At 39.0% G+C, this 13,451-nt stretch carries 15 protein-coding genes; all 15 read right to left on the minus strand.

What is annotated here, in order from left to right:
* Positions 1 to 12: 12 nt before the first annotated feature.
* The gene (locus ACI3K6_RS14375; RefSeq protein ID WP_435555368.1) at positions 13 to 963 is read right to left on the minus strand and encodes an L-lactate dehydrogenase; all 951 of its coding nucleotides are present in this window, start codon (positions 961 to 963) and stop codon (positions 13 to 15) included.
* A 35-nt stretch (positions 964 to 998) separates the two neighbouring features.
* Positions 999 to 1,730, minus strand: coding sequence for a DUF92 domain-containing protein (locus tag ACI3K6_RS14380; RefSeq protein ID WP_435555369.1), 732 nt, complete (start codon positions 1,728 to 1,730; stop codon positions 999 to 1,001).
* Positions 1,731 to 1,776: 46 nt separating this feature from the next.
* Positions 1,777 to 2,346: a 5-formyltetrahydrofolate cyclo-ligase gene (locus ACI3K6_RS14385; RefSeq protein WP_435555370.1), complete on the minus strand. Its 570-nt coding sequence runs from the start codon at positions 2,344 to 2,346 to the stop codon at positions 1,777 to 1,779.
* Between the two features lie 57 nt (positions 2,347 to 2,403).
* The gene (gene rpmG / locus ACI3K6_RS14390; RefSeq protein WP_082692947.1) at positions 2,404 to 2,553 is read right to left on the minus strand and encodes a 50S ribosomal protein L33; all 150 of its coding nucleotides are present in this window, start codon (positions 2,551 to 2,553) and stop codon (positions 2,404 to 2,406) included.
* A 91-nt stretch (positions 2,554 to 2,644) separates the two neighbouring features.
* The gene (locus ACI3K6_RS14395; RefSeq protein ID WP_435555371.1) at positions 2,645 to 3,241 is read right to left on the minus strand and encodes a hypothetical protein; all 597 of its coding nucleotides are present in this window, start codon (positions 3,239 to 3,241) and stop codon (positions 2,645 to 2,647) included.
* The gene (locus tag ACI3K6_RS14400) at positions 3,238 to 4,506 is read right to left on the minus strand and encodes a glycosyltransferase family 4 protein (RefSeq protein ID WP_435555372.1); all 1,269 of its coding nucleotides are present in this window, start codon (positions 4,504 to 4,506) and stop codon (positions 3,238 to 3,240) included. Before ACI3K6_RS14400 ends, ACI3K6_RS14395 begins: the two co-directional genes overlap by 4 nt.
* Complete coding sequence (locus tag ACI3K6_RS14405) at positions 4,499 to 4,999, minus strand: DUF4912 domain-containing protein (RefSeq protein ID WP_435555373.1); 501 nt, start codon at positions 4,997 to 4,999, stop codon at positions 4,499 to 4,501. Before ACI3K6_RS14405 ends, ACI3K6_RS14400 begins: the two co-directional genes overlap by 8 nt.
* A gap of 256 nt (positions 5,000 to 5,255) precedes the next feature.
* A complete protein-coding gene (phoU, locus tag ACI3K6_RS14410) occupies positions 5,256 to 5,915 on the minus strand; it encodes a phosphate signaling complex protein PhoU (protein ID WP_335480128.1) in 660 nt (219 codons plus the stop codon).
* A gap of 13 nt (positions 5,916 to 5,928) precedes the next feature.
* Positions 5,929 to 6,702, minus strand: a complete 774-nt coding sequence (pstB, locus tag ACI3K6_RS14415) for a phosphate ABC transporter ATP-binding protein PstB (protein ID WP_335480125.1) — start codon at positions 6,700 to 6,702, stop codon at positions 5,929 to 5,931.
* 11 nt (positions 6,703 to 6,713) lie between these two features.
* Positions 6,714 to 7,535, minus strand: coding sequence for a phosphate ABC transporter ATP-binding protein PstB (gene pstB / locus ACI3K6_RS14420; RefSeq protein WP_435555374.1), 822 nt, complete (start codon positions 7,533 to 7,535; stop codon positions 6,714 to 6,716).
* 14 nt (positions 7,536 to 7,549) lie between these two features.
* On the minus strand, positions 7,550 to 8,437 hold the full coding sequence (gene pstA, locus ACI3K6_RS14425; protein WP_435555375.1) for a phosphate ABC transporter permease PstA: 888 nt from the start codon (positions 8,435 to 8,437) through the stop codon (positions 7,550 to 7,552).
* Positions 8,437 to 9,357, minus strand: a complete 921-nt coding sequence (gene pstC / locus ACI3K6_RS14430; protein ID WP_435555376.1) for a phosphate ABC transporter permease subunit PstC — start codon at positions 9,355 to 9,357, stop codon at positions 8,437 to 8,439. The genes pstA and pstC overlap by 1 nt, the downstream gene beginning before the upstream one ends.
* A 75-nt stretch (positions 9,358 to 9,432) precedes the next feature.
* Entirely contained in the window at positions 9,433 to 10,350 is a 918-nt protein-coding gene (locus tag ACI3K6_RS14435; protein ID WP_435555377.1) for a phosphate ABC transporter substrate-binding protein, read from the minus strand.
* A 423-nt stretch (positions 10,351 to 10,773) separates the two neighbouring features.
* A complete protein-coding gene (locus tag ACI3K6_RS14440) occupies positions 10,774 to 12,933 on the minus strand; it encodes a peptidoglycan D,D-transpeptidase FtsI family protein (protein WP_435555382.1) in 2,160 nt (719 codons plus the stop codon).
* A 159-nt stretch (positions 12,934 to 13,092) separates the two neighbouring features.
* A partial coding sequence (locus tag ACI3K6_RS14445; RefSeq protein WP_435555378.1) for a hypothetical protein occupies positions 13,093 to 13,451 on the minus strand: 359 nt, incomplete at its 5' end.

Consider the following 13,451-nt stretch of genomic DNA (forward strand, 5'->3'; position numbering starts at 1 on the left):
CTATAAAAAGGATTATTTATTAAAGACTGAAGCCATTGTTTCTTTCAGAACAGAAGCAGAATGCGCAAATTTTTCATTTTCCGCATCATTTAAATCAAGTTCAACCACTTCTCTAATGCCATCTCGGTTTACGACTGTTGGTACTCCAATGAAGATATCCTTCTGCCCATATTCTCCATCAAGGTAAGCAGAAACGGTTAAAACGGAGTTTTCATTTTGCAGAATGGCCTTTGTCAGTCTTACTAAGCCCATGGCGATTCCATAATATGTGGCCCCTTTTCGCTCAATGATGTGATATGCCGCATCTCTTACATTAATAAAAATCTGTTCAAGATCTTCCTGATTAAATTCGGAATTATTTTTGGTCCATTCTGAAAGCGAAGTGCCTGCAATATCAGCATGGCTCCATACAGGCAGCTCAGTATCACCGTGCTCCCCAATAATATAGGCATGGACATTACGTGTATCCACATCAAAATACTCCCCTAATAGGAAACGGAAACGGGCTGTATCCAAAATCGTTCCCGAACCAATGACTCGTTCCTTTGGAAATCCAGAAAATTTCCAAACAGCATAAGTTAAAATATCAACTGGATTTGCAGCAACAATAAAAATTCCATCAAACCCGCTAGCCATTATTTCAGATACGATGCCTTTATAAATGCTGGTATTTTTCTCAACTAAATCCAATCTGGTTTCACCAGGTTTTTGATTCGCTCCTGCGGTGATCACTACGATATCAGCCTGACCGCACTCCTCATAACCGCCATACCAAATTTTCGTACGAGAAGGAGCGAACGGAAGCCCATGATTTAAATCCATTGCATCGCCTTCGGCCTTTTCTTTATTTAAATCAATTAAAACTAATTCGTCTGTTATCCCCTGATTCAGTAGCGCGAACGAATAGCTTGAACCCACAAACCCAGTCCCAATTACTGCAACACGTTTTACACGATTTTTCATTCTTATTCATCCCCCTATGTCGTATTTATACCTAATTAACCTAAAAATTGAAACCAAAACATGGCTATGATGGCCGCGAGGAAACCTGAAAGAAAATTAACCATATCATTATCGACAAACCAAAACCCCTTAAACATTTCAGTTGCTTTGCCGCAATGGCTCTTTTTCTCTGTCTGAATTCCGCATGTATGGCATATATATACCTTTTGATAAAAAGCCCCAATTAATGTATCAATTACATTTCCGAAAAAACCAAAGCTAAAAATAATCAGTGCAGTGTAGATTGACAAAGAAAACAACCTCAACCCGAGGAATGCAATAAATAGGGCACCTGCAATAGCAGCTATTGTTCCGAGATTACTGATCGCCCCCGAAGTCCCTTTATCAACAGGTTTGAATGTTCGGATAAAAATAGGATCCCTTTTACTCAAACTACCTATTTCGGAAGCCCACGTATCCGAATTAGAACTGGATATACTTGCCAAAAATCCTATTAACCATGTCGGATCATTATGTACATAATAAAAAAGACTAAAAAGTGCTGCTGCACCGCCATTAGCCACAACTTGGCGCCAATCCCTTGCAGAGCCTTTTTCTAATTTTTCTTCGATTTTCTTTTTGGACGAACTTTTATAGGTTGACCACAGACTCGAACTGACAAAAAATGCTCCTAAAACTAATAACCCCTTGGCTTCAAACCCTACATAAACGGCGATGCCCACCAAAATGGCGGCAACTCCTCCTGAACGCGATAAAGAATGCAGCAATATCCTGCCACCCCTGTTTATAAAATAATAAAGGAAAATTTTTACACTACTTTGTTAAAACGATTTGGTTTGGTGTAATTATTTTTGCAACAGGCAGATCGTATTCCTCAATAGGAAAATGTGGGATGATTTGTTCATGAAAAGCAAGTGAGAGTGTGCTTCCGGAGTATTGAGCTAAAAAACGATCATAATATCCGCCCCCAAAGCCGAGACGATACCCCTGTGGTGTATAGCCTAACCCCGGTACAATCAACAGGGCAATTTCATTGGGATCTACTGCATCAGTCTGTGTTTCAATTGGCTCGTATAATCCATAATAAACCGATTCTAGCTGTGAAAACTTTGTAAGTGTTCGGAAGATTAAACTTTTATCCTTGGGATGGCACTTTGGCACAACGACCGTTTTGCCTTCTTCCCATGCTTTGCGGATAATTTGATAGGTATCCACTTCAGGCTGTTTTGAGATGGTTATCCCCACGACCTTTGAATATTTCCATTCTTCCGTTTCATACAATTGTCGAGCAATTTTATAGGAGTAATCCTCATAAATAGGTTTAGTAATCCCGGCAAGTTTTTCTTTTAATACAGCCCGAATCTCGCTTTTATTGGAAAACAAAGTTTTCTCCCCTTCCCATTTTTGGATAACAAAAAAACAGCAGGAAAGACCTGCTGTTTATTTTGTTTCGCGATGCACTGTAGTACGCTTTTCTCTTGGGCAATATTTTTTAAGCTCAAGACGATCTGGATTGTTACGTTTATTTTTGTTTGAAATATAGTTACGGTCTCCACACTCAGTGCAAGCTAACGTAATATTCACACGCATGTTTATTTCCCTCCAAACGATTAAGCTGTTCGTTCATACGACTTTTCTATAATATCATTTTTCAAAAGGAAATGCTAGTGTGTTTTTCGGTCTAAACTGACATTAATGCTTTTTCCATTGAAAGTATTTCATTTTTATTGGTGCCAATTATTTCCCACGTATTAAATTTTTTTGTTTCATGCGCTCCAAGCTTCAAATCAAAAGCTAAAATACTTGCTGCAGGTCCTTTTGCCATTGGCTGGTACTTTAGAATACCGGTTTGCAAAGAACTCCATATTTTGTCAGAACGGGCAGTCCACAGCGGAATAGTCGTGTACTCTTTTACGAAAGAATCTTGGCACCGTCCATTCACCAATAGTATCTTATCATCTGCTATATGGAAAACGCGTTGATCTGAAGGTGATACAAATGCTAAATGGTTAAAATCTGGAATATAATGCATTCCTACTATTTTCAATTCCTTAGGTCCATTACTGAAATTGCTAACATAAATGGTCGTATATCTGATTCTTGAGTGGACTTGTTCATGCTTTATTTTAAAAACGATTCCTTCTTCAACCAATACTTTTTCAGTGCAATTTTGGAGCCAGATACATTTTCCTTTTATCCAGATGCCTGTAACAAACTCAACATGCTTAAACGATAATGAGGACAGGGAACTTTTATTCGTCTCAATTACATTCATCATTTACCATACCTTCTGATCATTTGATTTTCGGGTTCCATCTCTTCATTAATCCGTGACTTTAAAACAACATCTTCCATCACTCTGGCCGTTTCACAGGCAATTCGTTTCCAGCCATATAAACTTTTGACAACGTCTCTCCCATTATTTCCAATTTCAGCAGACATTCTGGGGTGATGGGATAAAAAGGCAATTTGTTCTAACATACTCCGAGCGTCACCAGGTTCCATAAGCAATCCTGAATATTCATGCTTGATAATTCCTTTTAACCCCCCTGTATTAGATACAATCGTTGCCTTCCCATGAACCATTGCTTCCAGTGCCACGATTCCAAAGGGTTCATAAAGACTTGGGAAGACTGCCAACTCACAATCAGCCAGTAAAGCATTTTTTTGTTCATCAGATAGGTAACCTGCAAAGCTTATATAATCTTGCAGATCTTTTTCCGTGATCATTTTTTGATAAGAATCCAACATAGGCCCTTTTCCACCAATTAAAAAGAAATAATCCTGATTGGTTTCCCTGGAAATTTCCGCCGCTTCAATGATGGTTTCAAATCCTTTCTCTTTCACCATTCTCCCTACCGAAAAAATAAATTTTTTTCCGTTCAGTTCAGGAAAAAGATCCCCAGCCCTAAATTTGACAATAGGTTCATCAATACCATTAGGAATAACCGCAATAGGTTCATTAGCAGCAGCAAAAACTGATAGAAGTGTTTCTTTCATATATTCACTACAAACAATGATATGATCTGAATGTTCAATTAATTGGCATTCTTTTTCATGAATAAACTTTTGCCATTGATTAAGGGTCCCATTGCTCCGCCCGTGTTCAGTTGCATGAATCGTCGTAAGTAACGGAATACCCAAGGAATTTTTCAGGTGAATAGCGGCTGCACCAATCAGCCAATCATGCGCATGAATCAGATCAAAGTTGATTTCATCCGAAAGCATTTCTGCCTTAAAGGCCATTGCCAGATTTAGACCGCCAACCCATGATAAAAAATCGTCATCTAAATCATTAATCGGTGTCACTCGATGAATCCTTACATCATCAACTATTTCTTCTGAAGGCAGATTCCCATTTCCGGCAGTTAGTATATGAACTTCATGCCCCTGATTAGCCAAGTGAACTCCTAATCCATGAACATGTCTCGAGAGCCCGCCAACTACATTTGGAGGGTATTCCCAACAAAGTAATAATATTTTCAATTTCCAGCCCCCTACAGCTCTCACCTTTATTTCATCCTGAATCAGGGATCTATTCATGATTTCCCTCCATATTCTTCGACTCTCCATAGTAACTGTAGGTACTGACAAAATCAGTCCATTTTGGTGTAGTTTCTTCATATTTTTGGAGTTGGATCAGATCATGATTCACCACGGCGCTTATATCTTCAAAGGAGGGAGTTTGAATACAATTCGAACGTAACAAGGGGAAAAATTGATTAACAGATTGATAGATTCCCAATTCAGCCACATAACTTCGATTAGCCGCTAAACCTTTTACAAACCAATAGCCATGTTGATAAGGTACTACAATTTCATAGTAGTGATGGGCATTTTTTCCGTTAAACTGTATGTCCGTTACATCATAAATTCTCACAATTGGAACCAGCTTATCAAAACACATCCCAAAATAGAGTTCAAAAATGCTCTTAGCGGTTTCAGATGTATCCCAAAAAAGTAGCATTCTTTTGGGAGTAATCAGCTTTGCATATAATTCTCCCTTTTTAGGTTGATAGGTTTCTGTTATGTTCATGATTTCCTCCAATCTGCAAACAATCAATATATGCTATTGCAAACAAATTATTCCTATAAATAACTTATTTTTATCGTAACATTAGATGTGGAGGCATACAATAAACGCAATTTGTCATATTTTGTACGGCTATCATTCGACATAAGCCAACTCTCCGATTTATAAACCTTTAGACACAGATGCACACTAATGCCTAATAGGAGAGTTCTCCTATTACAAAAAAGATGAGCCAACTGACTCATCTTGCAGTAATGAATTATGCATTCAAATTATAAAGTTTCCCTGTCTCAAGAAAAATAACATTTTCAACGATATTGGTGGAGTGATCAGCAATTCTCTCTAAAAACCGACAAACAAAAGATAATTGAATGATTTGATTCATCGAATTTGGATTACTAGGAATTTGGCTAAGCAATTCCCCAATAATCACCCCAAACATTTCATCTACTTGGTCATCCTTTTTCGCGCATTTTTGCGCAAGATCTATATCTTCAGCATAATAGGCTGTAATGGAATCAGTAACCATTTCTACCACAGATTCCATCATTTTCGAAATATCCTTAAGTGGTGACAAATATGTTTGATTACCTATTCGTATTACAGATTTAGCAATATTTACGGCCATGTCACCCATCCGTTCCACTTCAGATGACACTTTTAAAGCCACACTTATTTTTCTAAGGTCCTTTGCTACAGGTGATTCTCTAGCAATCAGCATTAATGCTTTATCGTGAATATCCTGTTCCATTTGATCGATATCATTATCGCTCTGAATCACTTTATGCGCTAAGTCTAAATCCTGATTTAGCAAGGCTACCATTGAATCTTTAATCGCTAATTCAGATTTTGCCGACATTTGTAAAAGTGATTCCTTAAGCTGTTGTAAATTATGATCAAAATTCGCTCTCGTTTTCATAACCCACACCCCATTATCCAAATCTCCCTGTAATATATCCTTCGGTTCTTGAATCTTTTGGCATGGAGAATATAGTAGAAGTTAAATCTAATTCAATTATTTCCCCCATTAAAAAGAAGGCCGTTTTATCTGAAACTCTCGAAGCTTGCTGCATATTATGCGTAACAATGACAATCGTATATTTCTCTTTTAATTCAGAGATGAGCTCTTCTATTTTCAAAGTAGAAACAGGGTCTAAAGCTGAAGTTGGCTCATCCATTAATAGCACATCAGGTTTTGTGGCTAAGGCCCTGGCTATGCATAGTCTTTGCTGCTGGCCACCTGACAATCCGAATGCAGGTGAATGCAAGCGGTCTTTTACCTCATCCCATAACGCAACATCCATTAAAGATTTCGTAACAATTTCATCCAGATCTGTTTTTCTCCTTCTGCCATGAATTCTCGGTCCATAGGCAACATTATCATAAATAGACTGTGGAAATGGATTGCCTTTTTGAAACACCATTCCCACTTGCTTTCGAAGTTCTACCAGATCGGTGTTTCCATTTAGTATATTTTTTCCATTAAACTGAATTTCTCCCGTCATTTTTACATGAGGAACCATATTAATCATCAAGTTAAGTGTCTTAATAAACGTAGATTTGCCACAACCTGATGGACCGATAATCGCTGTCACTTCTTTTTTATTGATTGGGAGATTGATATTCTTTAATGCATGATGTTCCCCATACCACAAATTCAGATCTTGAACATTAAATATTTCTCTGGTTAACGTGGTTATTGTCACTGTGTTTCCTCCTAACCGAATCGACCGGAGATATAATCTTCCGTTTGTTTTACTGATGGATTCGTAAAGATTTTTTCCGTGTCATCATATTCAATCAAATCTCCGTTTAAGAAGAATGCAGTTTGGTCTGAAATCCTTGATGCTTGCTGCATATTATGAGTAACAATAATAATGGAATAATCTTTTCTTAAATTCACAATTAAGTCCTCCACCTTGGCATTGGATATAGGGTCAAGAGCAGAGGAAGGTTCATCCAATAACAAGACGCTTGGCTTCATCGCGATAGTTCTGGCAATACATAGACGCTGTTGTTGTCCGCCAGAGAGCGAAAGGGCAGATTTATAGAGGCGATCTTTGACCTCATCCCATAATGCCGCTTTTTGCAAGCTTTCTTCCACAATCTCATCGAGTTGAGATTTTTTTTTGATACCAGAAAATGTTAGGGCATGAGTAATATTTTCGTAAATGGATTTTGGGAAAGGATTGGGCCTTTGAAACACCATTCCGATTTCTTTCCTCAATGAGACAACGTCGATTTGCTCAGACAGAATGTTGAGCCCCTCGTATATGATTTCCCCCTTTGCCCTTGCTCCTGGTATTAAATCATTCATCCTATTGATACTACGTAAAAATGTTGATTTTCCACAGCCAGACGGTCCAATAAGCGCAGTTATAGAGTTTTTATCAATCTCCATTGAAATTCCATTTACTGCACGTTTATCTCCATAAAATATCTCCAATTGATTGATGCTAAGTACAGATTCTTTATTCAAAAGGATATCCGGTGAAATGATTTGTTTTTCATGATGTCTTTCTTTTATTGCGGTCACCATCCTATCTCCCACCTTTATTTAGTTGCGGTAATTTTTTTATTAATCAAACTGCCGATAAATCTTGCCGATAAATTAAAGATTAGAACAGATAATACCAACACAGCTGCTGAACCACTAGAAACAACGTCTACATCAGGGATTAATCCTTGTGTATTAACCGACCAGATATGAACGGCCAGGGTTTCTGCAGGCCTAAAAATATTTAATGGCGATTGATCGGAAAATGGATTCCAATTCGCATAATCCAATCTTGGTGTTGATAGCCCAGATGTAAATAATAACGCTGCAGCTTCACCAAATACACGACCTGAGGCTAAAATGGCTCCTGTTAAAATCGAGGAAAATGCAGCCGGAATCAGAACTGTCTTAATCGTGTGCCAATGTGTTACTCCTAAGGCAAGACTTGCCTCTTTTAAATCACGTGGGACTGAACGGAGGGCATCTTCACTTACCCTAACCATCACTGGCAAGTTGAACACTGTTAAAGCCAATGCCCCTCCCAAAATGGTGTAACCCCATCCGGTGACATTAACAAACATCAGTAAACCAAACATGCCAATCACGATAGATGGCAGTGAAGCCAACACCTCAATACAAGAACGAATCAAGTCCGTCAACTTCCCAGGTTTGGCATATTCAGCCATGTAGACTCCTCCGCCAATTCCCATTGGAATCGTAATCAGCATGGTAATGAATAGAATGTAGAAGGAATTAAATAATTGATCACGGATCCCTCCACCTGAGCGAATATTACTGGATGGAGAGGTCAAAAAATCAAGTGAAATATGTTTAAAGCCGTTCATAAAAATATAGGATAACAATCCCAATAGAACTGTAATAATAATGGCTGCTATTAATATAAAGATGCCTGTAGCAATCCGATCGGTCGTTTTACTTTTCATTACATTTTCCTCCTTGATGACAAATAGCGAATCAGGAGAATAAACCCAAAGGACATGATCAATAATATAAGTCCCATTGACCATAATGTATTATTTTCAACACTTCCATAAGTGGTATGTCCCATATTTAAAGTAATGATCGTTGTTAATGTTGCTGACGCATCCAGAATGCTGGATGGTAGATCTCTCACATTTCCTATCACCATTTGTACTGCCAACGCCTCACCAAATGCACGTGCCATACCCAGGACAATGGCTGTAAGTAAAGAAGGCATAGCAGCGGGTATCAAAACTTTCCGTATCGTTTGCCACCTGGTGGCCCCAAGAGCATACGACCCTTCACGGAGATTTTTAGGTAACGAACTCATTGCATCTGTTGCAATCGTAGTCACTGTTGGTAAAATCATAATCGACAGTACAATCGTCCCTGTTAATAAACTAAATCCCAGACCGCCTACATGCTCCCTAATAAAGGGAACTAAAACGGAAAGTCCAATAAAACCATAAACAACGGATGGAATTCCAACTAATAGTTCAATAACCGGTTGGAGAATTTTCCTTCCCCATGAAGGAGCAATTTCTGTCATAAAGATAGCCCCGCCAATTCCAAGTGGTGCTGCAATAAGTGCCGATAAAAACGTGACTGCAAAGGAACCGAAAATAAACGGCAATGCTCCATATTCTGGATTTTCCTTATTGGTCGGATTCCAATTCAAACTAGTCAAGAATTCTAGTAAACTCACATCGTTTTTTGTAAAAGATTGAATTCCTTTTATTCCAAGAAAAATAGTGATTGCGATTGTGGTAGAGATCATGATCCCGGCGCAAATCATGACAATGATTTTTCCGCGGAGTTCACTGCCCCAGACCTTTTTTCTTGATTTTAATAATCTCTCATTAGCTGGAATAAGCCTTTCCATATTCACCAGCCCTTTCGTCAGTTACATCATAGGGGAAAATGCCTTGGGCACTTACCCCTACCCTCATTTCAGAAACTAGATATTTTTTTGATTTCCCTTTGCATCCCGTTCCACTTTCATTTTTGTAACAGGAAGGTATCCTTGTTCATCTAATAATTTGTTTTGGATATCATCAGACATAAGGAACTCTAAGAATGCTTTTGCCAGTCCATCTGGCTCACCATTTGTATAAGAATGCTGGTAGGCCCAAACAGGGAACTTGCCATTTTGTACATTTTCTGCTGTTGGTTTCACTCCGTCAATGGAAAGTGGAGTAACAGTGTTATCTGTGAAATAGGAGAATGCTAGATATCCAATGGCCCCATCTGTTTCAGAAATTATCTTTTTCACCGTATTGGATGAATCTTCGGTGATCCCTTCTGCTGGAGTGGCTCCATCAAGGGCAAATTTGTTGAAAATCGCACGAGTACCAGATGAATCAGGACGGTTTACTAGGACAATCTTTTGATCTTTCCCGCCAAGTTCTTTCCAGTTTTTAATTTTCCCTGTAAAAACTTTAATCAAGTCTTCTTTAGAAATGTCTTTTATACCAACTTTAGGATTTACAGCTGCGGTCATTCCGACAACTGCCACTTTATGATCTACTAGCTGATCTGCTGGAATTCCCTCTTTTTCTTCTGCAAATACGTCTGAGTTACCGATTTGTACAGATCCTTCGGCTACTTGTGATAAGCCTGTCCCTGAACCGCCCGCATTAACCTGTATGTCAACTTTGGAGTGTTCGCTCATGAATTCTTCTGCTGCCGCTGCAATTAATGGCTGCATCGCGGATGATCCGGAAATGACTAAAGAACCTGATAATTCTTCTGTCTTTTTGGTTTGATCTTTTTCTTCACCGCTTTTATTAGAAGTTTTATCGCCACCACAAGCAGCCATAAAAACCATTAAAGCTGTAAGTAGTGTAAAAAGGCTCAACCGTTTCAAACTTTTCATTTCCTTAATTCCCCCTACGAAAATTGTTTTTATTTTTTCTTCTTACAGTTTTAATCATAAATTCGGACTGTAAAGAGGGTTTTAATACAATGTAAATATTCTGTAAATGATTGTTGAGACTTTGTAAATTAGAAAAGCGGAAGCGCCCTGGTCAGCGGCGTATGGCCTCCTTGAAAAAGCTAACGCTTTTCCTTCGTGCGATGCCCATGCTCCCGAAGCATTCCTTGTGGAGTCTCTCCAACTGAGATAAAGGAAACACGAAGAGCTGGAGGCGCATTCGTGCTTGACTTATCGTAGGGCGGAGAGCGAAGGACACTAGCCGCTTGGGTGCTGGAGCTAGACAATTCTCAGAGCCAGTACTTTTATCTTTTCATAAAAAAAACACCTGCCTCAGATGAGACAAGTGTTCCAAATTCTATTAATCTATTGATTTGTTTGGGTTTCGCCGGTTTGTTGATTGGTTTCATTGACTTGAGATTCGTCTGTTCTTTGTGTATTTTGATTATTTTGCTGTTCTTGTGTTTGTTGAGTCGTCTGATTATTGGTTTGAGCAGGATCTGTAGCCACTTGACGATTTTTTTTCAAGTCAAAATAGGCATCTAAAACCCGTCTGCCGATTAAATCATTTACTGCTGGTCCTGTGTTTCCTTGATATGCCCATGGAACAACTACCGCCATGGCAACTTCTGGATTATCATATGGCGCAAAGCTGACAAGACTTAGGTTCATAACTGGTGTGCCCCATCTAGAGCGATCTGTCCCATAATAGAAAGCCTGAGCCGTGCCTGTTTTTCCAGCCGGGTTGTACGTTGCACTTCTAAAATAGCCGGTTGCTGTACCATCACCAACCTGAAAGACCATGCGAAATCCATCTTGAACCCGTTTAATCCATTCATCCTTCATATCCAAGTGGTTTAACACCTTTGGTTGAATCTCTTCAATAACTGGTCCTAATTCATTAGAATCCTGTTCTGGCTCGCGGATTTCTTTTACCATATGCGGCTGAACACGATAGCCGCCGTTGGCAATAGTTGACACATATTGAGCAAGCTGCAGTGGCGTATACATATCATACTGGCCAATCGCTAAGTCAAGCAATAAACCAGGTTTTCTTTCTGGTCCAACAACACCTGGCGTTTCATTAGGCAAATCAATGCCAGTTCTTACACCAAGGCCAAACTGATTAAAAGACTTGCGCATCGTATCAAACGTGGAAAGATCTAATGGAAGTGCTTTATTTGGTGCATAATGTCCACCCGCCATTGCAATCACTGTTTTCCACATATAGACGTTAGATGAAACCTGTAAAGCTCTTTGATCATTAATCCGGCCAAAGGTTTTCCACGATTTTTTAACTGGAGTTTTAGCAATAACTAATGGTTCATCAACAAGAGAATCACCAGGCTTAATGGCTCCTGTCTTATAACCAGTTAAGATTGTCGCACCTTTAACTGCCGAACCTACGTTATAAGAGGTAGTAAAAGTGCCCAATGCATAATCCTGCATTTCTAGTTTTCCTGTTTCAGGATTTCTAGCAATCTTCTTGCCCGCCATCGTGAGAATTTCACCAGTATGTGGATCCATTAACACTACAAAGGCGCGATCCATAAGCCCTGTATTTCCGGATCTTTTTGCTGCCCACATTTCGTCCTCGATAATTTTTTCCACTTGGGTCTGCAAATCCATATCAACCGTTAGGACAAGGTCATTCCCTCTGTTCCCTTCTGAAACGACCTCTGTAGAAATAATTTTTCCGGATTTATTTGTTACATTTTTCACTTTTGCCTTTTGACCATGCAGGACATCCTCATATTTCTTTTCCAAGTAGCTCGTCCCGACTCTGTCATTACGGCTGTAACCCTGGGCCAGATATTTCTCTGATTCATCCTTAGGCAATCCGGATTCAGATGAAGACACATCACCTAGGATTGTTTTTAGAGTATCACCAAAAACATAGTTTCTTTCCCAGTCTGTTGTCGTGTCAATTCCTGGCAAGTTCTCCAGGTCTTCACTGACAGCTGCATATTCTTCTGGGGTTACGTCTTTATTTTTTACTATTTGTGGAGTTAGAGCATATCCACTATTAAACTCTCTAAAAATAGCTAGTGTTTTTAAATCATCAGCAGAGAGTGAATCTAAGTCTTGATCCGTGATTCTTTTTAATTGGAGTTTATAAATTTGTTTGTCATCCAATTTTTTTTCTTTATATTGGTTCCATTCTTTTTCTGTAATCTTTGCTTTTGCTTCTTTTGGATGCTTCATCATCCAAAAGTCTTTTTTGTCCCTTTCACGGACTTTGGATGTATCTTTATTGATTATTTTTGCAAGTTTTGCTGCTGTATCCAGCATTTTCTTTTGATCGACACCCTGATACTTTGTATAGGTAATTGCGTTTAACGGAGTGTTATCAACAATTACCTTTCCATAACGGTCATACATTTTCCCTCTTGGAACAGGATTGCTGATGGTAATATCTTCCGTCCTTGCCAATTCACGCTGAAAATCTTCACCAAAGACAATTTGCAATTCACCAAGGCGTAATACGAGAATAGAAAACAGTAAAAATACAACAAAAAATAGCATATTTAATCGAAAAGGAACTTGCCTCTTCTTTTTCTTCTTATTATCCAAGGCCAAAACGCACCTCCATTTGCTTGCCTGACATAACATACCTATTGTAGCGGATTTGGGCTTTTTTTTCTATGAGGAACACTTACCATTTTTTATTATAGGGATGTATCTTTAAAAAGAGGACTCTAAAAAGGACCTTTTACTTTTGTTGTTAATAGATATCTCTCCGCTTTTATTTCGAACTTGGCACTGCTTTGGACTCGTTCTTAGTTTTTTGGCTGCTACCTGTCCGAAGGTGCATCGACTTCGGACTCGTTCTTGCTCTTTTTGGTTGCGCCTTGTCAAAAGTTTACACGACTTCGGAATCTTCTTGCTCTTTTGGCTGCGACCTGTCCAAAGGTGCCTCCTCGGCTTCGGACACCATCTTGCTTTTTTGACTCCTCCTTGTCCAAAGTTACTTTGACTTCGGACACCATCTTGCTTTTTTGACTCCTCCTTGTCCAAAGTTACTTTGACTTCGGACACAATCT

This window comes from Neobacillus solisequens, from assembly GCF_051233465.1.
In the GTDB taxonomy this organism is placed as follows: domain Bacteria; phylum Bacillota; class Bacilli; order Bacillales; family Cytobacillaceae; genus Neobacillus.